Annotated in this window: 13 protein-coding genes, 1 tRNA gene and 3 rRNA genes; 1 reads left to right on the forward strand and 16 read right to left on the reverse strand. The window is 46.5% G+C overall.

The window, feature by feature from the left end:
• Positions 1-35 precede the first annotated feature (35 nt).
• The 7 genes from pgsA to SGLY_RS11060 form a co-directional block, all read right to left on the reverse strand.
• Entirely contained in the window at positions 36-656 is a 621-nt protein-coding gene (gene pgsA / locus SGLY_RS11030) for a CDP-diacylglycerol--glycerol-3-phosphate 3-phosphatidyltransferase (RefSeq protein ID WP_013625367.1), read from the reverse strand.
• The gene (rimO, locus tag SGLY_RS11035; protein ID WP_013625368.1) at positions 650-1,978 is read right to left on the reverse strand and encodes a 30S ribosomal protein S12 methylthiotransferase RimO; all 1,329 of its coding nucleotides are present in this window, start codon (positions 1,976-1,978) and stop codon (positions 650-652) included. Before rimO ends, pgsA begins: the two co-directional genes overlap by 7 nt.
• A 117-nt stretch (positions 1,979-2,095) precedes the next feature.
• Positions 2,096-2,947 (reverse strand): phosphate ABC transporter substrate-binding protein, encoded by an 852-nt coding sequence (locus SGLY_RS11040; protein ID WP_013625369.1) that lies wholly within the window; start codon positions 2,945-2,947, stop codon positions 2,096-2,098.
• Positions 2,948-3,022: 75 nt separating this feature from the next.
• Positions 3,023-3,793 (reverse strand): helix-turn-helix domain-containing protein, encoded by a 771-nt coding sequence (locus SGLY_RS11045; RefSeq protein WP_013625370.1) that lies wholly within the window; start codon positions 3,791-3,793, stop codon positions 3,023-3,025.
• 176 nt (positions 3,794-3,969) lie between these two features.
• A complete protein-coding gene (locus tag SGLY_RS11050; RefSeq protein WP_013625371.1) occupies positions 3,970-6,228 on the reverse strand; it encodes an FtsK/SpoIIIE family DNA translocase in 2,259 nt (752 codons plus the stop codon).
• A gap of 125 nt (positions 6,229-6,353) precedes the next feature.
• Positions 6,354-8,102, reverse strand: coding sequence for a phospho-sugar mutase (locus SGLY_RS11055; RefSeq protein ID WP_013625372.1), 1,749 nt, complete (start codon positions 8,100-8,102; stop codon positions 6,354-6,356).
• A gap of 91 nt (positions 8,103-8,193) precedes the next feature.
• Entirely contained in the window at positions 8,194-9,795 is a 1,602-nt protein-coding gene (locus SGLY_RS11060; RefSeq protein WP_041445358.1) for a glucose-6-phosphate isomerase, read from the reverse strand.
• Between the two features lie 656 nt (positions 9,796-10,451).
• Between SGLY_RS11060 and SGLY_RS11065 the strand changes: the two genes are divergently transcribed.
• Positions 10,452-10,820, forward strand: a complete 369-nt coding sequence (locus SGLY_RS11065; protein ID WP_013625374.1) for a BlaI/MecI/CopY family transcriptional regulator — start codon at positions 10,452-10,454, stop codon at positions 10,818-10,820.
• 149 nt (positions 10,821-10,969) lie between these two features.
• Here the strand turns inward: SGLY_RS11065 and rrf are convergent.
• The 9 genes from rrf to urtD all read right to left on the reverse strand — a co-directional run bounded on the left by rrf (position 10,970) and on the right by urtD (position 20,522).
• Positions 10,970-11,074, reverse strand: a 5S ribosomal RNA gene (gene rrf, locus SGLY_RS11070).
• A gap of 111 nt (positions 11,075-11,185) precedes the next feature.
• Positions 11,186-14,225, reverse strand: a 23S ribosomal RNA gene (locus tag SGLY_RS11075).
• Between the two features lie 204 nt (positions 14,226-14,429).
• A tRNA-Ala gene (locus tag SGLY_RS11080) sits at positions 14,430-14,505 on the reverse strand.
• 136 nt (positions 14,506-14,641) lie between these two features.
• A 16S ribosomal RNA gene (locus tag SGLY_RS11085) occupies positions 14,642-16,206 on the reverse strand.
• Together the 16S, 23S and 5S rRNA genes with 1 tRNA gene alongside form the textbook arrangement of a ribosomal RNA operon.
• Before the next feature lie 428 nt (positions 16,207-16,634).
• Positions 16,635-18,353 (reverse strand): urease subunit alpha, encoded by a 1,719-nt coding sequence (gene ureC / locus SGLY_RS11090; RefSeq protein WP_013625375.1) that lies wholly within the window; start codon positions 18,351-18,353, stop codon positions 16,635-16,637.
• A gap of 5 nt (positions 18,354-18,358) precedes the next feature.
• Entirely contained in the window at positions 18,359-18,727 is a 369-nt protein-coding gene (locus SGLY_RS11095) for an urease subunit beta (RefSeq protein ID WP_013625376.1), read from the reverse strand.
• Between the two features lie 14 nt (positions 18,728-18,741).
• The gene (ureA, locus tag SGLY_RS11100; RefSeq protein ID WP_013625377.1) at positions 18,742-19,044 is read right to left on the reverse strand and encodes an urease subunit gamma; all 303 of its coding nucleotides are present in this window, start codon (positions 19,042-19,044) and stop codon (positions 18,742-18,744) included.
• 37 nt (positions 19,045-19,081) lie between these two features.
• Complete coding sequence (gene urtE, locus SGLY_RS11105; protein ID WP_013625378.1) at positions 19,082-19,774, reverse strand: urea ABC transporter ATP-binding subunit UrtE; 693 nt, start codon at positions 19,772-19,774, stop codon at positions 19,082-19,084.
• Positions 19,767-20,522: an urea ABC transporter ATP-binding protein UrtD gene (gene urtD, locus SGLY_RS11110; RefSeq protein WP_013625379.1), complete on the reverse strand. Its 756-nt coding sequence runs from the start codon at positions 20,520-20,522 to the stop codon at positions 19,767-19,769. Before urtD ends, urtE begins: the two co-directional genes overlap by 8 nt.
• Positions 20,523-20,555: the final 33 nt, after the last annotated feature.

Below are 20,555 nucleotides of genomic sequence, written 5' to 3' on the forward strand. Positions count from 1 at the left end.
GTAATTCTTGCTTTCCTTACTCCGATAAATCGTTCTTATTTCTTTTTCCGGATGATCCTTGATGCCCTGATTGTTTTTCTGACCTTCCCGATATCTTTTTTGCTTAATAACTTACGTGCTTTAACAATATAATCCACCCCGGAAATTATGGTCAACACCAAAGCCAGATAAATTAAAGGCTTTCCCGGATAAATCCCCAGGTAGGAGAAAGGCCAGTCATTTAACAGCATTATACTTATGGCGATTACCTGGGAAACAGTTTTGATCTTCCCAAGCTTGCTGGCACTGATGACTACCCCATCGGCAGCCGCTATGGCCCGTAAACCTGTGACTGCAAATTCCCTGGCCAGAATGACCCAGACAATCCAGGCGTAAATTTTATGCATCTGTACAAGCGATATCAATGCGGCAGAAACCAGCAATTTATCTGCCAGGGGATCCAAAAATTTCCCCAAATTGGTCACCTGATGAAGTTTTCTGGCAATAAACCCATCCAGACCGTCGGTAGCTGCCGCAATGATAAAAATCGCCGCCGCCACGAAATTCTGATAGGCAAAATACGTCTTGCCTCCCGGCAATTTCAACAGAAGGATGACCATAAAAACCGGAACCATAACGATTCTGACTAATGTCAGGATGTTCGGAAGATTTAGCATCTTGCTTCTCCTTCCAAATCGTAAATATCTGCGTTGGTAACCGTGACTTCAATCATATCTCCGGTACTGAATTCTTTTTTCTGCGCCCTGACATAAACCTGCCCGTCTATCTCCGGGGCATCACCCTCACTGCGTCCCAGCCACTGGGTATGATCGAGCCGTTCCTCCAAGAGGACTTTGACGGTCTTTCCAATCCATTTCTTTTGATTTTCCTCAGCCTGTTCAGCCTGAAGTTCCAGCAGTCTGTTCTTTCTGTCCTCCCGCACTTCTTCAGGAACCTGATCCTTTCTCATTCCGGCCGGAGTATTTTCTTCGCGCGAATAGGCAAAAACACCTAAGCGATCAAATTTCATTTCCCGGACAAAATTTTGCAGTTCGGCGTATTCTTCTTCTCCCTCTCCCGGGAACCCGGTAATAAAGGTCGTACGCAAGACAATATCAGGTATGGCTTTTCTTAATTTATTGATCAGCCTTTCGACATCCTGCTTCAAATATCTTCTGTTCATTTCCGTAAGGATTTTATTATTGGCATGCTGCAAAGGAATATCCAAATATTTGCAAATCTTGGGTTCCTTCCTCATCACTTCAATCAATTCATCCGTGAACACTTCCGGGTAACAATAAAGAAGCCTGATCCATTCAATTCCGTCAATCTCTGCGATTGCCGCAAGCAGATTAGCCAATTCCAGCCCTTGATAGATATCCATACCGTATCTTGTCGTATCCTGAGCCGTAACGATGATTTCTTTCACACCCTGCTCAGCCAGCCACGCTACTTCCCCAAGAATAGATTCTTTTGTCCGGCTGCGGTAAGAACCTTTAATCTGTGGAATGACACAATAGCTGCAACGGTTATTGCATCCTTCCGCAATTTTAATATAGGCATAATGACTTTCTTCAAACCTTTGCCGGGGCATTTTTTCATCGTAAAGAAAGCTCTGTGTTTCTTGCCAGGTGAGCAAACGTTTGTCTTTTGCTTCCTCGATATGATCTAGGATATTGGCTAGGTTGCCATCGCCCAGAACCATGTCCAGTTCCGGGATTTCCTCAATCAGCTCTTTACCGTAACGCTGTGCCATACAACCTGTAGCAATGACTTTCTCGCAAATCCCATTTTTTTTATACTCCACCATTTGACAAAGCTCATTGATTGATTCCTGTTTCGCTTCATCAATAAAGGTACAAGTATTAACAATGATGATATGGGCTTTGGCCGGCTCGTCAACCAGCTGATATTTTCGGACCAAAAAACCTGCTAAAACTTCGCTGTCAACTTGATTTTTGGGACAGCCCAAATTAATCACCGCGACTTTTTTCTTCAACTGTCCACTCCTCGATTTTAATCCGTCAAAAATACTTGCTTAATTTGAATGCTTTCGGAAAATGACCTTATTAATTATATGCCTATTTTTTCATAAAATAAACAATCTATTTCAAGCTCAGCTTAAGGGACTGTATCCATGGGTTCCAATAATCCGCTGTCCCTCTTCACTGAAGATAAAGTTCAGAAAAGACTGGGCCTGTTCACTGAGCGGTGAGCTTTCGCTGTAGACATAATATAAGGGCCTGATCAGCGGGTACTTTTTCTCTTTCATCGTCTTGACCGTCAATTCAACCCCATTGATCTTTAAATCCTTGACTTTATCATCAACAGCACTGAAAGAAACATAGCCGACAGCATTTTGGTTATTGCTCACAGCTTCCACAACAGCACTTGAGGAGTTGCAAACGGTTCCCGCTTTACCCGCTTCTTTCCCCAGCAGCTTATCCCGGAACACTTCAAGAGTTCCGGAACCTTCCTCCCGGTTCAATAATAAAATGGGGGCGTCCTTTCCGCCTACTTGATTCCAGTTTGTCATCTTCCCATTGTATATCCCTTGAATTTGTTCAATGGTTAACTCTGAAACAGGGTTATTCCGATTAACAACTATAGCCAAACCGTCATAAGCAATTTTCACAGCTACAAGGCCTGTTTCCTCAGGTCTCAGTTCGCGGGACACGGCACCGAAATCTACGGTTTTGTTCTGTGTTGCCTGAATGCCCAGCGCCGTATCTCCTCCGGAAACATTAATCAATACCTTAGGGTTTTTGGTCATAAAAATCGAACCTAAATCCTGTGAAAGAGTCTGGGCCGAGGTGGATCCGGCAATCGTGACCATACCGCTGATCGCTCCCGGTCCCCTGCTGACAATTTCGTTCGTGACACTCTCTTTATTACATCCTGCCATAACCAGGGAAAAGACTAAACACGCCGGCAATAGCAGTCTCATTATTCGTCTTGACTGTCTCATAAAACATATCTCCTAAGTTTTTCATAAAAAAATGCCTCTGCTCAAGGCATAAAAAATCTCGTCCAAAGTCTCTGCTCAGCTGATGCTATCATTTTTTGCCAGAGATTCCGGAGTAATCACATAATTTCTGACCACTTGTTTAGATGAACCGAGGGGCGCGAGCTGGGTTCCGTTAACCTTGATCATCAAAGCTCCCGCATTACCAACGGTCACAAATTCTATCTTTTCTTTCCCCTGAAGATTCTGTGTTTCCCCTTGAACCTTATAACCGTCCACAACAGTTTTGCCGTCGACTTTGACCTGAAGCCAGCAATCTTCTTTAAATGTCACCTCTGCAACCAGGCCATCTGTTTTTTCTGTTTCCGAACCCTGCGGGTTTACCTGATCGCTTTCATTAGAAGGAGAGGAGCCCTCCTGGGTCTGGGGGGAAGCAGGCAAAGGCGCGGGGATATATCCGCCGATATCAGGTTTTTCCTTGATTTTTGTGATATAGGTAATCCCCACCACAAACCCTATGGCGATAAAAGCCATCGTGAACAAAACAGCGGGCTTAAACCAAACTGAAGAACTGGGAATTGGGGATAATACCTTCTCAACTTTCTCTTCCTCATCTTTAGGAAACGAGGAATTAAACATCTCAATGATTTGATTGGAATCAAGACCTAAAAATTTGGAATAGGTCCTCAGAAAACCTCTTGCATATGTTGTCCCGGGAAGTGCGGAATATTCTTCTTCCTCCAAAGTTTTTAAATAGAAAGGCCTTATTTTAATCTGTTTTTCGACATCTTCAAGGCTTAATCCTTTCTCTTTTCGGGCTTCTTTGAGGAGGATTCCTTCACCCGCCATTTTAATCACCACCTATATAGATACAGAAATACTTTAAATATCCAACTGTTATTGCCAAAAATCTATTAAAAATGCTTTTCCTTCTTTATTATATCTTATTCTTCAGCAAAAAAATTTATTCTGCAAAAATTTTTTTATTCCTTCTTCGATCAGCAAATTTTTTTGATACTTTTTATTTATGCTTGATTTTCTTCAATACTCTTATATTTTTGTTCAAATTGGCTCCAGCTTAACAGAACTTCCCTCGGTTTAGAACCTTCATAAGGGCCGACCACTCCCTTTTCTTCCATGAGATCCATCAATCTTGCTGCGCGGGTATATCCAATTCTTAATTTTCTCTGTAAAAGAGAAACCGAAGCCTGACCATTTTCCAGAAATACTTTCGCCGCCTGATAAAACAATTCATCTTCAGGTTGCTCCACCTTGTTCTTGGTTTGAATACTCCGTTCAGGTATTTCCATATAATCAGGCACTGCCTGCTTCTTTAAAAAATCAACGATATTTTTCACTTCCCGGTCGGATAAGAAGCAGCCCTGGACTCTGAGCGGCTTGTTCATCCCGATAGGGTTATAAAGCATGTCCCCTCTGCCTAAAAGCTTTTCTGCTCCAGCCATATCAAGAATTGTCCTGGAATCGATTTGTGAAGACACGGCAAAAGCAATTCTGGATGGAATATTTGCTTTTATCAAACCGGTAATGACATCGACAGAAGGCCTTTGGGTCGCGACAATCAGATGGATTCCGGCCGCTCTGGCCATTTGGGCCAATCTGCAAATCGCATCCTCCACATCTCCCGGCGCTACCATCATCAAATCTGAAAGCTCATCTATGATTACGACCACGAAAGGAAGAATCTGCTTATCATCTTCCTTAGAAACAATATAGTTATACCTGGTAATATCTCTTACTCCCGAGGAAGCAAACAGCTCATACCTGCACTCCATCTCCGTAACGATCCACTTTAATGCCCCTGCCGCCTTGGACGGATCTGTCACTACTGGAGCGATCAAATGGGGAATACCATTATAATTGGTCAGTTCGACCATCTTAGGATCAATCAGCAGCAGCTTTACTTCATCAGGCTTGGCTTTGTAGACTATACTGGAAATAATGGTATTAATACAAACAGATTTTCCTGAACCCGTTGCCCCTGCGATCAGGAGATGCGGCATCTTTCCCAGGTCAGCGATGACCGGACTCCCGGTAATATCTTTTCCTAAAGCCAAACTCAGTCTGCTGGGAGAGCTGGCGAACTCGTCGGTCTCCAAAACCTCCCGTAAATGGACTACAGAGATTTGCTTATTGGGCACTTCTATCCCCACAGCGGATTTTCCCGGAATGGGTGCTTCTATCCGAACATCTGAAGCAGCCAGACTTAAAGCAATATCGTCAGCCAGGCTGGTTATCTTGCTTACTTTCACTCCCGGAGCAGGCTGGACTTCATACCGGGTGATGGCAGGTCCCTGAACCACTCTGGTTACTTTGACCTTGACGCCGAAGCTGGCCAAAGTTTCTTCTAGAAGATGGACATTATCTGCCAAATCCTTATGGATTCTTTGACTCTTGGTTTTTACTGCCCGATTAATGAGGGATAACGGCGGGATCTGATAATTTTCCTCCGAAGAGCCTTTTTTCGAATTTGTATTCACGCTTGCCGGGATTATCGGGGGCTCCGGTTCTTCAGGCTCGGAAAAGATATGCGGGCTATCCTCTGCCGGTATCCCGACCTCCGGCTCAGGTGCATCAAAAACCTGCTCCACAACAACATATTCTTCCTGATTAGAACGATACTTTTCTTCGTCTTGATGAATTGCCGTAACCTTTGCTTCCCTTTTTTTTATCTCCCTTTTCTTCTCTTCTTTGCGGTCACTTTCATTGTCTGAAAGCACTACTGTAAAGTCCTTGACCTGTTTCCCGAGGAAAGCGATAACATTGCCGGTCCCTTTGATCATATCTTTACCGCTCTCGACGATTGAACGGTTTAATACTAAAACCGTGGCGATTGTGCCGACCACCGTCAAAACTACATAACTGCCTGTTACTCCAACTGACTTTGCTAAAATCAGGGTAAGCATCCGGCCTATGATCCCGCCGTCAATTCCCCTTGAAAGAAATCCAAGCTGCAAAAACCCTTCGATAACCAGCCAGAGAATCGTTAATCCGACCATTCTGGTCCGCAGCACCTTTTTGTTCTGGCCCATTATCATAAAACCGGCTGCTCCCATAAACAAAAAGAAGACTGCACTGCCGCTTCCCATCAGGGTTCTGAATACCTGTCCCACGCTCTGGGTAATTGCCCCGTCATTATCAGCATAAACCATAAGAAAACCTAAACAAGCAAGGCCAAATATCATGATTCCTTTTATCTCGTTTTTCAGTTTATCATTCAGCGGTTCTTTTTTTCTTCGACCGGTACGAGCGGTTCTTTTGGCCATTCTGTTCCAACCTTCCAATCATTAAGCTTATCCAATCTTTTTGTCCAATCAATATTCCACGAAAAACCACTCGTTTCCTTTCATCAATGAGATTTATTTCTGCTTTTCCTTTTAGCAAATTTTGCTTAGATCAAATGTTTAACCGGTTCCAAAAATGATGCTTGAATTGTTGAGATCTTAGCGGGCAAAAGCGCGGGGCTGTCTTCCCTCACACAAAAATAAAATTTGATTTTAGGCTCGGTCCCCGACGGTCTGGCCAGGACAAATCCGCCGCCCTCAAAAATAAACTTCAGGATGTTGGATTTCGGCAGAAGGATCTCCTCTTCTTTGCCGGCTCCAAACAACATTCTCTTTCCACTTTGAAAATCCTCTGATCCCATTAATGGATAACCGGCTATTTCCCTCCGGGGATTCTTACGCAGGATTTCCATTATTTCAGCTATTCTTCCTTTGCCTTCTCGTCCTTCAATCGTCACCGATATCTGTTCGTTCCCAAAGTACCCGCACATCAGATTGATCTCTTCCAAAACTTCATCCAGAGTTTTATTTTCTCTTTCCTTATAATATAAAGCCGCTTCCGCCAAAAGGGCGGCGGTCTCAACCGCATCCTTGTCCCGGGCATAGGTTCCGGCCAGAAACCCATAGCTTTCTTCAAACCCAAAAATATACGTTCCCCAGCCCGCTTCTTCCATCTCTTTGATCTTTTCTCCAATAAACTTAAAGCCAACCAGAACATTGATGACCTTAATGCCGAGCTTTTCCGCCAACGCATCTCCCTGATCGGAAGTGGCCACGGTCTTGACAATAACGGAGTTTTCAGGAAGCTTACCGGCCTTTTTCCGCTGAACCAAAAGATAGTATTCCAGGATCACTCCGATTTCGTTGCCGGTAAATCTTCTGTAGCTCCCGGCTCGGGTTCTGGCATACATCCCCAGGCGGTCAGCATCGGGATCGGTGGCAAAAACCAGATCTGCATGCTGTTCCGCCCCGTATCCCAGGGCCAGTTTAAATGCCTCAGGGTCCTCGGGATTGGGGAACCGAACTGTGGAAAACTCGGTATCCGGTTCCTTCTGCTCCGGAACCAGAAACAGCGAAGAGAACCCTGTCTCTGTCAATATCCGCTGTACAGGGATTTTGCCTGTTCCATGCAGCGGAGAAAACACCAGCCTGAGTTTTTTCCCCTCAGCCAAAGTTAACTCCGGGTATAAAAGCTGTTTTTTGACCGCATCCAGATAGGCCTTGTCAACCTCTTCCCCAATCAGGTCAAACAGACCGTTCTGTCGGGCTTCTTCTTCGGCGGCAACTTCAATTGCCCAATTTTTCCGTTTATCGAGTTTCTGGGCAATAAGATCCGCCTTTTCCGGAGGAAGCTGTCCCCCGTCTTCCCAATAGACCTTGTATCCGTTGTATTCTTTCGGGTTATGGCTTGCCGTGATCATTACTCCCGCTATCGCCTTGAGATACCTGACCGCGAAGGATAACTCCGGTGTAGGCCTCAACCCGTCAAACAAAAAAGCCTTTATCTTGTTTGCCGCCAAAACCAATGCCGTTTCCATAGCAAACTCAGGTGAAAACCGCCTGGAATCATAGGAAATCACTACCCCCCTGGCCCCTGCTTCCGGGCCAAGCTCCAAAACACTGTCCGCAAGCCCCTGGGTTATTTTCCGGATTACATACTGATTCATCCGGTTTGTTCCGGCTCCGAGTCTCCCCCGCATGCCTCCGGTACCGAACTCCAGGTCACAATAAAATCGATCTTCGATTTCTTTGGGGTCAGAAACTAATCCCAGCAGTTCCTGCCGGGTTGCTTCGTCAAAATATAAATCCCCGGTCCAAAAAGCATACCTTTCTTGAATTTTTTCCTCTACGGTCATTTTGGATCGCCCCCCTGATCGTCATATTTGCCCAGCTGTTTTCTTCCTCAGTTTGTCCGAACGGACAAAATCCTGTCCTGATGAAAACCGCTTATCCGCGATAATAATAGACATATTGAAAAATGTTCATATTTGGCGAATCATTCTTTTCAACCTTTATTCCATGCTCCGGATTATGGACCAGATGTCTTAGAATACTAAACATCGCTTCAATATCCTCTTCCCCCATTTTCTCCGCCAAAGCCTCAACTGTATATTTGCAGCCCGAACACTTGCGCAAATCGTCCACAATTCTGTTCTTCAGGCTGATCATTTCACCGGCGCTTTTCTTGCCTAATTCTACACCCGGCTGATGATAAGCATTGATCCTGATCAGAAAAGCATAGAGTCCTACCGTCCGTTCAAAAAGCGCTAAAACCGCGCCCAGGGTAATCTCATTCACTTCACTGATCGTTATTGTGATTGATTCCCTTTCCTTTTTGCTGATCGCATTTCTGGTCCCGAGCAAAAACGAATGCAGGAATTCTCCGCTGGTACTGTTATCGGCGATAAACGGAGAGCCTGTTTCCCTATCCTTTAAGACCTCAATGAACGTAATAAAAAAATTATCCGGACCTTCCAATAACTGTTGAATGAAAGAATGCTGATCAGTTGATCCTTTATTCCCATAAACGGCAATTCCCTGTCTTACGATATTCCCGTCCAGATCCAGTTCTTTCCCCAGGGATTCCATAATAAGCTGCTGTAAATATTTAGACAAAAGAATAAGCCTGTCTTTGTAGGGCAGCACCACCATTTGTCTGCCCCCTTGACCTTTTGTGGCATACAGCCACATTAAAGCCATTTGAGCGGCCGGATTGGACCGGAGATCCTCATTGCGCGTTAGGGCATCGCATCTTTGCGCTCCCTCCAGCAACAGACTGATGTCTACCCCCTGCAGGGCCAGAGGCAGCAGCCCTACCGGTGATAAAACCGAGGTCCTTCCTCCTACCCAGTCCCACATCGGGAAAGTGCCCAGCCATCCTTCTTCTTTATGCGTTTCATCCAGCTTACTTCCGGTCTGGGTAATACTCACCGCATGCCGGGCAAACTCCAGTCCGGCCTGACGATACATCCCCTTGACTTCCTCCATACCGTTTCTTGTTTCAATCGTACTGCCGCTTTTGGAAATCACCACAGTTAACGTTCTGTCTAAGTCTTTATCCAAAAGCTCCATTACCCGGTCGATTCCATCAGGGTCAGTATTATCAAGATAATATGCCCTGATTTTGTCGCCGGATGTTCTTAAGGCATCCCCGACAAAACGAGGACCCAAGCCGGAACCTCCCACCCCTATGACCAAGATATTTTTAAATTCCCTGCCGAATTGTCCTTTTATTTGGCCGGAATGTATCTTCCGGGCAAATTCATGGATTGAGCGGATGGCCGCATTAATCTCTTCTCTGATCTGTCCGTTTGGAGCCAAATCGGGATTTCGCAGCCAATAGTGGCCAACCATCCTGTTCTCATCAGGATTGGCAATTGCCCCATTTTCCAGTTCACGCATCATGGCAAAGGCCTTTTCTATTTGCGGTTCGGCCTGCCTGAAAAAGTCGTCTTCAAATCTCATCCTGCTGATATCCAGAGATAATGATATGTCCTCATGATAACAAAGGTACTGACGGAATCTGTCCCAGTGCTTGAGTTTATCCATTTTATCCCTCCGATCCTTTTGGTCTTTATTCATGTTTTGCACCAACCGGCTGCCATTGTCCATCTCATTCGTTAAGATTTTCCTATCAGGCTTCATAACCAGTTTCCCTCAACAATATTCGGTATATTCATTTGCTCCCCGCGCCACCGCGTCAATCCGAAGCATAATTGCATCAGGAGCCCATATGGTGAAGTCAACTCTCTGCTGCCGTTCGACTTTACCTTATGAGCTCCAATTTTCAAATAGCTTAAAATCGTCACCTCTATAGAAAAACATCATTGCTTAATAATCATGGCCTTTCATTCATTAATTGCCCTTGCTGACACCTATTTTTCACTCATATTTCCTATCTCTATGTAACCTTTTAGAGACCAATCATTAAACCCTCTTGAAAATATTGTAACATCAGATGTTTTATTTTGAAAGCCCCGATTGTCCTGTCGCTTTGAACCCCGTCTTTGATTGTCTGCACTCAAAGCTGCAATTTTCAGCTTTGGAATCCACTCACTGCGGGATATGTTCCAGCACCTACTTATTTGATTACTTTTCTAAAAATGGCTTGACATTTCAACCTACATATTATAGATTAATATTATTCTACAATACATAGACTAATCACGGGAGTGGTTAGGACTGCGAAAGGACTGATCCCTTATATGAGTAAGATTCAACGAATGTCGGATTCCGAAAAACAAATTGCGGAAATCATGTGGGCCGTCGGACACCCGATTACCACAAAAGAAATTATTGCTAACTTACCTGAAACTAACACATGGAAACAAAATACCGTTATTACATTCTTGGCACGTTTAATAGAGAAAGGCATTGTCAGTGCTACCAGAGTGAGCAAAGCAAATTACTACCAGCCCACCGTGACAGAGCAAGAATATCTCAACTTTGAGACACAACAATTTATTGCCGATGTCCATAAAGGCTCTGCACTTGGAATTATAAGTGCCTTGTGTGATAGCGGCGACCTGACTAAAGAGGATATAGAGGAACTAATCCGTAAATTAAGAAAGTAGACGGGTTCGGAGAAAAAGGAGGTCATTCATGCTGATAGGTATCTACAAATATTTGTTGATTTTATCAGTGCAAATGACTTATTCCCGCAAAGCATTCTTTCACCCATAACTAAAAGAAGCATTCGCGCAAAACGAATGCTTCTTATCTTACCTGGCAACCTGCTATTTTCCCGTAAAGTATCGTCGCCCCTGGAGGTCTTAACTTCCGTGTTCGGGATGGGAACGGGTGGTACCCCTCCGGTATTGTCACCAGATCACTTGAAGGCCTTTGCCTTTATCCGGGATGTTCAAATTCCTTTGCCATCCCTGGCTGTGTTCCTTCAAAACTGCACAGAGCTTTTTACATAGGTTTCTTTATCTTCCTTTAGGTCAAGACCTCGACCGATTAGTACCGGTCCGCTCCACACGTCACCGTGCTTCCACTTCCGGCCTATCTACCTGATCTTCTTTCAGGGGTCTTACTAGCTTTCGCTATGGGAAATCTCATCTTAAGGCCGGTTTCACGCTTAGATGCTTTCAGCGTTTATCCGATCCGGATTTAGCTACCCAGCTATGCACCTGGCGGTACAACTGGTACACCAGTGATCCGTCCATCCCGGTCCTCTCGTACTAGGGACAGATCCTCTCAAATTTCCTGCGCCTGCGACGGATAGGGACCGAACTGTCTCACGACGTTCTGAACCCAGCTCACGTACCACTTTAATGGGCGAACAGCCCAACCCTTGGGACCTACTACAGCCCCAGGATGTGATGAGCCGACATCGAGGTGCCAAACCTCCCCGTCGATGTGAACTCTTGGGGGAGATAAGCCTGTTATCCCCAGGGTAGCTTTTATCCGTTGAGCGATGGCCCTTCCACTCGGTACCACCGGATCACTAAGCCCTACTTTCGTACCAGCTCGACTTGTTTGTCTCTCTGTTAAGCTCCCTTTTGCCTTTACACTCTTCGCGCGATTTCCACCCGCGCTGAGGGAACCTTTGGGCGCCTCCGTTACTCTTTAGGAGGCGACCGCCCCAGTCAAACCGCCCGCCTGACAATGTCCAATGTCCCGATCAGGGACACTTGTTAGAATTTCAGTACAAAAAGAGTGGTATCCCACCGGCGGCTCCCCGAATACTGGCGTACTCGGCTCTCTGCCTCCCACCTATCCTGTACATTTTATACCAAAATCCAATGTCAAGCTACAGTAAAGCTCCATGGGGTCTTTCTGTCCTGTCGCAGGTAACCCGCATCTTCACGGGTATTACAATTTCGCCGAGTCCCTTGTTGAGACAGTGTCCAGATCGTTACGCCTTTCGTGCGGGTCGGAACTTACCCGACAAGGAATTTCGCTACCTTAGGACCGTTATAGTTACGGCCGCCGTTTACTGGGGCTTCAATTCAATGCTTCGCCTTACGGCTAACATCTCCTCTTAACCTTCCAGCACCGGGCAGGCGTCAGCCCCTATACTTCTCCTTACGGATTTGCAGGGACCTGTGTTTTTGTTAAACAGTCGCCTGGACTGATTCTCTGCGGCTCTATTTCTAGAGCACCCCTTCTCCCAAAGTTACGGGGTCATTTTGCCGAGTTCCTTAACAAGGGTTATCTCGCGCGCCTTAGGATTCTCTCCTCATCTACCTGTGTCGGTTTACGGTACGGGCACCTTCTCTCTCACTAGAGGCTTTTCTTGACAGTTTGAACTCTGCGCTTCGCTACTTTTTTTCGCTCCCCATCACTGCTCAAGGTTTCGCGCTGCGGATTTGCCTGCAGCACCCTCTTGCAGCTTGGACGTGCTCTACCAGTCACACGCTCGCTTTGTCCTCCTGTGTCACCCCATCGCTCAAACAATCAAAGGTGGTATTGGAATTTCAACCAATTGTCCATCACCTACGCCTTTCGGCCTCAGCTTAGGTCCCGACTTACCCTGGGCGGACGAGCCTTCCCCAGGAAACCTTGGATTTTCGGCGGGAAGGATTCTCACCTTCCTTTTCGCATACTCATACCGGCATTCTCTCTTGTCACTGCTCCACCAAACTTTACAGTTCAACTTCTACGCTGTGACAATGCTCCTCTACCCAAGGAATCGATTCATTAAACCCTCAGCTCTCTTTGCTTTTTCCCTGAGTCCATTTGGAAATTTTGCTTCTGTCTTATTCTTTCTCTATTCTGTGGCAAAATTTCTAATGTCGTTCTCTCTTCTGAAGTCTTAATGAATCGATCCCTTGCCGTGGCTTCGGTGTGACGCTTGAGCCCCGTTACATTTTCGGCGCAGAACCACTCGACCAGTGAGCTATTACGCACTCTTTAAATGGTGGCTGCTTCTGAGCCAACATCCTGGTTGTCCGGGCGGTTCCACATCCTTTCCCACTTAGCGTCTCTTAGGGACCTTAGCCGTCGGTCTGGGCTGTTTCCCTTTTGACTATGAAGCTTAGCCCCCACAGTCTGACTCCCAATTTCTTATATCTGGTATTCGCAGTTTGATAAGGTTCGGTAACCGATAAGGCCCCTAGCCTATTCAGTGCTCTACCCCCAGATACCATTCATTGAGGCTAGCCCTAAAGCTATTTCGAGGAGTACCAGCTATTTCCGTGTTCGATTGGCATTTCACCCCTACCCACAACTCATCCCCTGCCTTTTCAACGACAGTGGGTTCGAGCCTCCAGTGGGTTTTACCCCACCTTCACTCTGGCCATGGGTAGATCACACGGTTTCGGGTCTGCAACATGCAACTCGACGCCCTATTCAGACTCGCTTTCGCTTCGGCTCCATATCTTTAATACTTAACCTCGCTGCATATCACAACTCGCCGGTTCATTCTACAAAAGGCACGCCATCACACAATTGCTTGTGCTTTGACTGCTTGTAAGCATACGGTTTCAGGTTCTATTTCACTCCCCTCCCGGGGTGCTTTTCACCTTTCCCTCACGGTACTTGTTCGCTATCGGTCGCTAAGGAGTATTTAGCCTTGGGGGGTGGTCCCCCCTGCTTCCCACGGGATTCCTCGTGCCCCGCGGTACTCAGGATCCTGCCTCCGATTCTAAACTTTTCGCCTACAGGGGTTTTACCTTCTTTGCCCGAACTTTCCAGTTCGCTTCGCCTAAGTTTATCTTCTTTATTGGCAGTCCTACAACCCCACACTCCGAAGAGTCTGGTTTGGGCTCTTCCCCTTTCGCTCGCCGCTACTCAGGGAATCGATTTTTCTTTCTTTTCCTCCGGGTACTTAGATGTTTCAGTTCCCCGGCTTGTCTTCACATAACTATGGATTCATTATGTGATAACCGGATATGACTCCGGTTGGGTTGCCCCATTCGGGTACCCACGGGTCGTCGCCTGCTTACGGCTCTCCGTGGCATTTCGCTGCTGACCGCGCCCTTCTTCGACTCTTAGCGCCTAGGCATCCACCGTATGCCCTTTCTATCTTGACCTATTCCTAATCTTTTTACGGATTAGTCAGTTAGATTCTTCTTCCTACGCTTTTTTCTCTGTGCAGTTTTCAAAGAACTTGTTTGGAGCAGGATTACCAGCTTATCATTTCTGCTTCTGCTTGGCAATCTTTACTTTTTTCCTCTGTTTCCGGTTCTTTCCGGTCTCTTTGGATTTTAAGTTCCCACTAAAATGAGCGTACTAAATGGTGGAGGTAGTCGGGATCGAACCGGCGACCTCTTGAATGCCATTCAAGCGCTCTCCCAGCTGAGCTATACCCCCAGTTTTACGTGGTCACTCAAAACTAAACAGCGGAATGGACAAACTTAAACTCGTCTTGCTCTAGGGTTAAGGCTCTTACACCCATCCCCTATGCACCGACCTGGAAGTGGACTACTTAAAGTCCGGTTCTCCCTAGAAAGGAGGTGATCCAGCCGCACCTTCCGATACGGCTACCTTGTTACGACTTCACCCCAATCATCTGCCCCACCTTCGACGGCTGGCTCCCTTAGGTTACCTCACCGGCTTCGGGTGTTGCAAACTTTCGTGGTGTGACGGGCGGTGTGTACAAGGCCCGGGAACGTATTCACCGCAGTGTGCTGACCTGCGATTACTAGCGATTCCGACTTCATGATCTCGAGTTGCAGAGATCAATCCGAACTACGAACGGCTTTCTCGGATTTGCTCCACCTCTCGGCTTCGCTTCCGTCTGTACCGCCCATTGTAGCACGTGTGTAGCCCAAGACATAAGGGGCATGATGATTTGACGTCATCCCCACCTTCCTCCGGTTTGTCACCGGCAGTCTATCTAGAGTCCTCAGCTTTACCTGTTAGTAACTAAATATAGGGGTTGCGCTCGTTGCGGGACTTAACCCAACATCTCACGACACGAGCTGACGACAACCATGCACCACCTGTCTTACAGTTCCCCGAAAGGCACTCCCGAATCTCTTCGGGATTCTGTAGATGTCAAGCCTTGGTAAGGTTCTTCGCGTTGCGTCGAATTAAACCACATGCTCCACCGCTTGTGCGGGCCCCCGTCAATTCCTTTGAGTTTCAACCTTGCGGCCGTACTCCCCAGGCGGAGTGCTTATTGTGTTAACTGCGGCACAGAAGGGGTCGATACCCTCTACACCTAGCACTCATCGTTTACGGCGTGGACTACCAGGGTATCTAATCCTGTTCGCTCCCCACGCTTTCGCGCCTCAGCGTCAGTTACAGTCCAGAAAGTCGCCTTCGCCACTGGTGTTCCTCCACATATCTACGCATTTCACCGCTACACGTGGAATTCCACTTTCCTCTCCTGTCCTCAAGCCGTACAGTTTCCAATGCTTTACGGAGTTAAGCTCCGCACTTTCACATCAGACTTATACAGCCGCCTACGCGCCCTTTACGCCCAATAATTCCGGACAACGCTCGCCCCCTACGTATTACCGCGGCTGCTGGCACGTAGTTAGCCGGGGCTTCCTCGTCAGGTACCGTCAGGTATATGCATTATTTACACATATACGGTTCGTCCCTGACAACAGTACTTTACAACCCGAAAGCCTTCTTCATACACGCGGCGTTGCTCCGTCAGACTTTCGTCCATTGCGGAAGATTCCCCACTGCTGCCTCCCGTAGGAGTCTGGGCCGTGTCTCAGTCCCAGTGTGGCCGTTTACCCTCTCAGGCCGGCTACTGATCGTCGCCTTGGTAGGCTTTTACTCTACCAACCAGCTAATCAGACGCGGGTCCACCCTCTTGCACTAGCATATTCAGAGGCCAGCTTTCCTTCCGGTAAGATGCCTTACCAAAAGCTTATCCGGCATTAGCAGTCGTTTCCAACTGTTATTCCGGTCATGAGGACAGGTTACCCACGCGTTACTCACCCGTTCGCCACTAAAAATTTCAATAAGTAAACTTACTCAAATTTTCCGTTCGACTTGCATGTGTTAGGCACGCCGCCAGCGTTCGTCCTGAGCCAGGATCAAACTCTCCATAAAAATCGGAACTTGCGTTCCTATTTAAACACCGGATTGCTCCCTGTGTTCTCTTCTTTTTATGAGAATCCAATTCGCTCTACTTTTTCGCTTAGCTTTTGTTTCTCTTTTTTTGACGAGTTCTTGTTTGTCTTTTTCCTTGCTGTTCAGTTTTCAATGACCTTGCGCTCTCTTGCTTTCGCCGCTTTTTCGGCTCCCTGGCCTGAGGCGCTTTATTATATTATCACGGTGTTTTAAGGCTGTCAACAGTAATCTCTAAATAATCTCGTACAATTTTAGTCATTTCTTATTTTTATCAATGACAGCCCTCAAGAGAAGATATGGGAGCAAAAAACCAACTCATTTTTTGCCCCGATTCTTTTGACGGTTTTTCACATGTAAAATTGATTCGATAAATCATGAAGATGACAGGCTGCATCGGGATTACGGATTTAAAACATAAAATAACGCTGCGTTAACGGAAGGCTTTGCGCCGGTTCACACGTTATAACCTGGCCGTCCAGCTTTACCTCAAAGGTATTTGGGTTCACTTCAATATGTGGTGTGGCATCGTTGAACATCATATTCTTCTTCGTGATGTTCCTGCAGCCGGCAACAGGATATATTATCTTGTGCAAACTCAACTCTTCTGCTATGCCGTTATTAATTGACTCACCCGAAACAAACGTAACTGAATTTTTATATTTGGCCCTGCCGAACGCCCCAAACATATTACGGTAGATCACAGGCTGCGGAGTTGGGATGGACGCGTTGGCATCTCCCATTCTGCTTGCCGCGATACAACCGCCTTTGATGATGATTTCCGGTTTAACCCCAAACAGGGCCGGCTTCCAAAGCACAATATCCGCCAGTTTTTTTGTTTCCAAAGAACCCACATGATTTGACACACCATGGGTAATTGCCGGATTAATCGTATACTTTGCCACATAACGTTTGACTCTTTGGTTGTCATTATTCAGACCATCACCCGGCAGTGCGCCGAACTGTTTTTTCATTTTGTCCGCAGTCTGCCATGTCCTGATAATCACTTCGCCGACCCTGCCCATGGCCTGAGAGTCCGAATTAATCATGCTGATTACCCCTCTGTCATGCAACACATCTTCGGCGGCTATCGTATTGATCCGTATCCGAGAATTGGCAAAATCAACATCTTCCGGCACATTTTTATCCATGTGGTGACAAACCATCAGCATATCCAGGTGTTCAACGAAAGTATTCACCGTATAGGGTAATGTTGGCGTGGTAGACGAAGGAAGAATGTTTGTAAACTCAGCCAGTTTAACGGTATCAGGCGCATGTCCTCCGCCCGCTCCTTCTGTATGATAAGTATGAATAGTCCGGCCATTTATCGCCTTGATGGTATCTTCGACATATCCGGCTTCATTAATGGTATCGGTGTGAATGGCAACCTGGAGGTCATACCAATCAGCAACATTAAGGCAGTTATCAATGGCTTTCGGAGTGCTTCCCCAGTCTTCATGGAGTTTGAATCCGATAATACCCGCCTTCACTTGTTCGATTAACGGTTTTTTATCCGAAGCGTTTCCTTTTCCCAGAAAACCGAAGTTCATCGGAAATTCTTCAACCGCCTCCAGCATTCTCTTAATATTCCACGGGCCCGGTGTACAGGTCGTCGCATTTGAACCGTCTGCCGGTCCGGTTCCCCCACCGATCATTGTCGTTATTCCACTATAAAGCGCAGCTTCAACTTGTTGGGGACTAATATAATGAACGTGCGTATCCACTCCGCCGGCAGTCGCAATCAACCCCTCGCCGGCGATCACCTCGGTCGCCGCGCCGATGATCATCCGCTCTGTAACACCGGACATTATGGCAGGATTGCCGGCCTTGCCGATGCCGGCAATTTTTCCGTCTTTAATCCCAATATCCGCCTTCACAATACCCCAGTAGTCAAGTATAACAACATTCGTAATCAATAAATCCAAAGCCCCTTCAGCACTCGTTGCCGCACAGGCTTGAGCCATTCCGTCACGAATCGACTTGCCGCCGCCGAATTTGCATTCGTCACCGTATACCGTATCATCCCGCTCAATCTCAATGATAAGGCCGGTATCAGCAAGCCTTATCCGGTCACCGACGGTGGGACCAAACATGCTCACATAGTCTTTTCTCGCCATCAATAATCCCATACCCGTTATACCCCCTTGAAATTCAACTCTTTCAATCTTCTTATTGCGTTGGCTTTCAATTGACTGTCTGTCGTCTTTCCATTCGTTACCGCATTCAGCCCGAAAACTTCCCGGCTCCCGCTTAATTCCACCAATTCCACTTCTTTGACTTCTTTTGATTGAAATCTTATCCCTGTACCTGAAGGTATGTTCAGTCTCATCCCAAATGTTTTTCCGCGATCAAAATTCAAATGCTTATTTGCTTCAAAAAAATGAAAATGAGAACCGATTTGAATCGGACGGTCCCCGGTATTCTCAACAATAATCGTTATTGTTCTCTTCCCGGTATTGCACTCTATCGCTTTATCATGAACAAAAATCTCCCCTGGGATCATCAACTTTAATCCTCCTATCGTATCGGTTTATGCACCGTGACTAATTTTGTTCCATCAGGAAAGGTTGCTTCTATTTGAATCTCATTAATCATCGACACCACGCCATCCATGACATCATCCGCGGTTAATATCGTGGTGCCGAAAATCATCAGCTCTTGTACACTTTTCCCATCTCTCGCCCTCTCCATCAGTTCAGCACTGATCAGAGCCACAGCTTCCGGATAATTCAGCTTAAGTCCTCTGTTTTTTCGTTTTATCGCCAATTCCCCGGCAAAATGCAGCATAAGTTTTTCCATCTCTCGCGGCATTAAATGCATCTTTGCGCATCCTCCTTCACATTAATATTTGAAAAATTCAAATGGCGATCTTTTTTCGTATCTCGTCATAATTTAATTGATCGGTCAGCCCCTGCATGATCATCTGCCCTTTATCCATAACATAATAATAATCCGCAACATCCATAGCAAAATCCAAATACTGTTCCACGATTAAAATCGTAGTTTTACCTTCCCGTTTAAGATGTTTAATCACACGACCGATATCCTGGATCACTGACGGCTGTATTCCTTCCGTCGGTTCATCGAGAATCAGCATTTTCGGATTTGCCACAAGCGCCCGCGCAATGGCCAGCTGTTGCTGCTGTCCGCCGCTTAAATCTCCCCCTTTGCGTTGCTGCATCGTTTTGAGGACAGGAAACAAGTCATAAATCTCTTCATGAATACAGCCAGTACCTCCGCATACCTCCAAGCCAAGCAGAAGGTTTTCCTTTACCGTTAGTTGCGAAAAAATATCCCGTCCCTGCGACACATAGCCAATACCCTGACGAGCTCTTAAATAAGTCGGCTGTGAAATCATTTCCCGACCGGCCAAGCGGACACTCCCTGCCGGTGTGTTCACCAGACCCATGATGCTTTTCAAAAAAGTGGTTTTCCCAACCCCGTTTCGCCCCAGCAGACAAACTGCCTGGCCTGGCCTGACGTTCAAACTTACTTTGTTCAGCACGACGCTCTGTCCGTAGCAGGCTTCAATATGTTTTACTTCAAGCATCCTGTTCTCCACCTCGCCCCAGATAGACATCAATCACCTTCGGATTGTTCTGCACATCATAGACGCTGCCTTCGTCTAAAATCGCGCCCTCATGCAGCACCGTCACTTTAGTCGCATAATCGCGGACAAATTGCATATCATGCTCAACTACCACCACTGTACAGTCGACGGCAATGTTCTTTAACAGTTCCCCGGTTTTCTCTGTCTCCCGACGCCCCATGCCGGCGACCGGCTCATCCAGCAACATAAGCCGGGGCTGTTGAGCCAGCAGCATACCTATCTCAAGCCACTGCTTCTCCCCATGTGATAATGCAGCCGAAAGTTGCCCCCTTTTTTCATCCAGGCCGATTGTATGCAGGATATGATCAATTAGCTCAACCTGTTCTTGAGTTGCTTTATGGAAAATCGACGCCGTCAGGGACCGTTTTTTCACTGCCGCAAGTTCCATATTGTCATATACCGTCAAACCGGCAAACACCGACGGCACTTGAAATTTCCTGCCGATGCCGATATTTACGATCTGATCCTCCGCATAATTCGTAAGATCAACACTGCCGTTAAAAATGATATGACCGACTGCCGGTTTAACCCGACCGCAAATTGCATCAAGCAGAGTGGTTTTACCTGCTCCGTTCGGCCCGATAAAAAAATGAATTTCACCCTGCCGTACCGCTGTGTTCACATGATCAACCGCCTTAAAACCATCGAATTTCACCGTAAGATCCTGAATGTGCAAAATATCTTCCACCGTCCCGCCTCCTCTAAAATGACTAAACAAGCC

This window comes from Syntrophobotulus glycolicus DSM 8271, from assembly GCF_000190635.1.
Taxonomy (GTDB): Bacteria; Bacillota; Desulfitobacteriia; order Desulfitobacteriales; family Syntrophobotulaceae; genus Syntrophobotulus; species Syntrophobotulus glycolicus.

Bases quoted from the DNA above. Each gene is read 5' to 3' on its own strand.
- SGLY_RS11050 (WP_013625371.1), bottom strand. From the start codon at position 6,228: ATGGCCAAAAGAACCGCTCGTACCGGTCGAAGAAAAAAAGAACCGCTG.
- SGLY_RS11055 (WP_013625372.1), bottom strand. From the start codon at position 8,102: ATGACCGTAGAGGAAAAAATTCAAGAAAGGTATGCTTTTTGGACCGGG.
- ureA (WP_013625377.1), bottom strand. From the start codon at position 19,044: ATGCATTTAATGCCGCGAGAGATGGAAAAACTTATGCTGCATTTTGCC.
- SGLY_RS11045 (WP_013625370.1), bottom strand. From the start codon at position 3,793: ATGGCGGGTGAAGGAATCCTCCTCAAAGAAGCCCGAAAAGAGAAAGGA.
- SGLY_RS11065 (WP_013625374.1), top strand. From the start codon at position 10,452: ATGAGTAAGATTCAACGAATGTCGGATTCCGAAAAACAAATTGCGGAA.
- pgsA (WP_013625367.1), bottom strand. From the start codon at position 656: ATGCTAAATCTTCCGAACATCCTGACATTAGTCAGAATCGTTATGGTT.
- SGLY_RS11040 (WP_013625369.1), bottom strand. From the start codon at position 2,947: ATGAGACAGTCAAGACGAATAATGAGACTGCTATTGCCGGCGTGTTTA.
- ureC (WP_013625375.1), bottom strand. From the start codon at position 18,353: ATGGGATTATTGATGGCGAGAAAAGACTATGTGAGCATGTTTGGTCCC.
- urtE (WP_013625378.1), bottom strand. From the start codon at position 19,774: ATGCTTGAAGTAAAACATATTGAAGCCTGCTACGGACAGAGCGTCGTG.
- SGLY_RS11095 (WP_013625376.1), bottom strand. From the start codon at position 18,727: ATGATCCCAGGGGAGATTTTTGTTCATGATAAAGCGATAGAGTGCAAT.
- SGLY_RS11060 (WP_041445358.1), bottom strand. From the start codon at position 9,795: ATGGATAAACTCAAGCACTGGGACAGATTCCGTCAGTACCTTTGTTAT.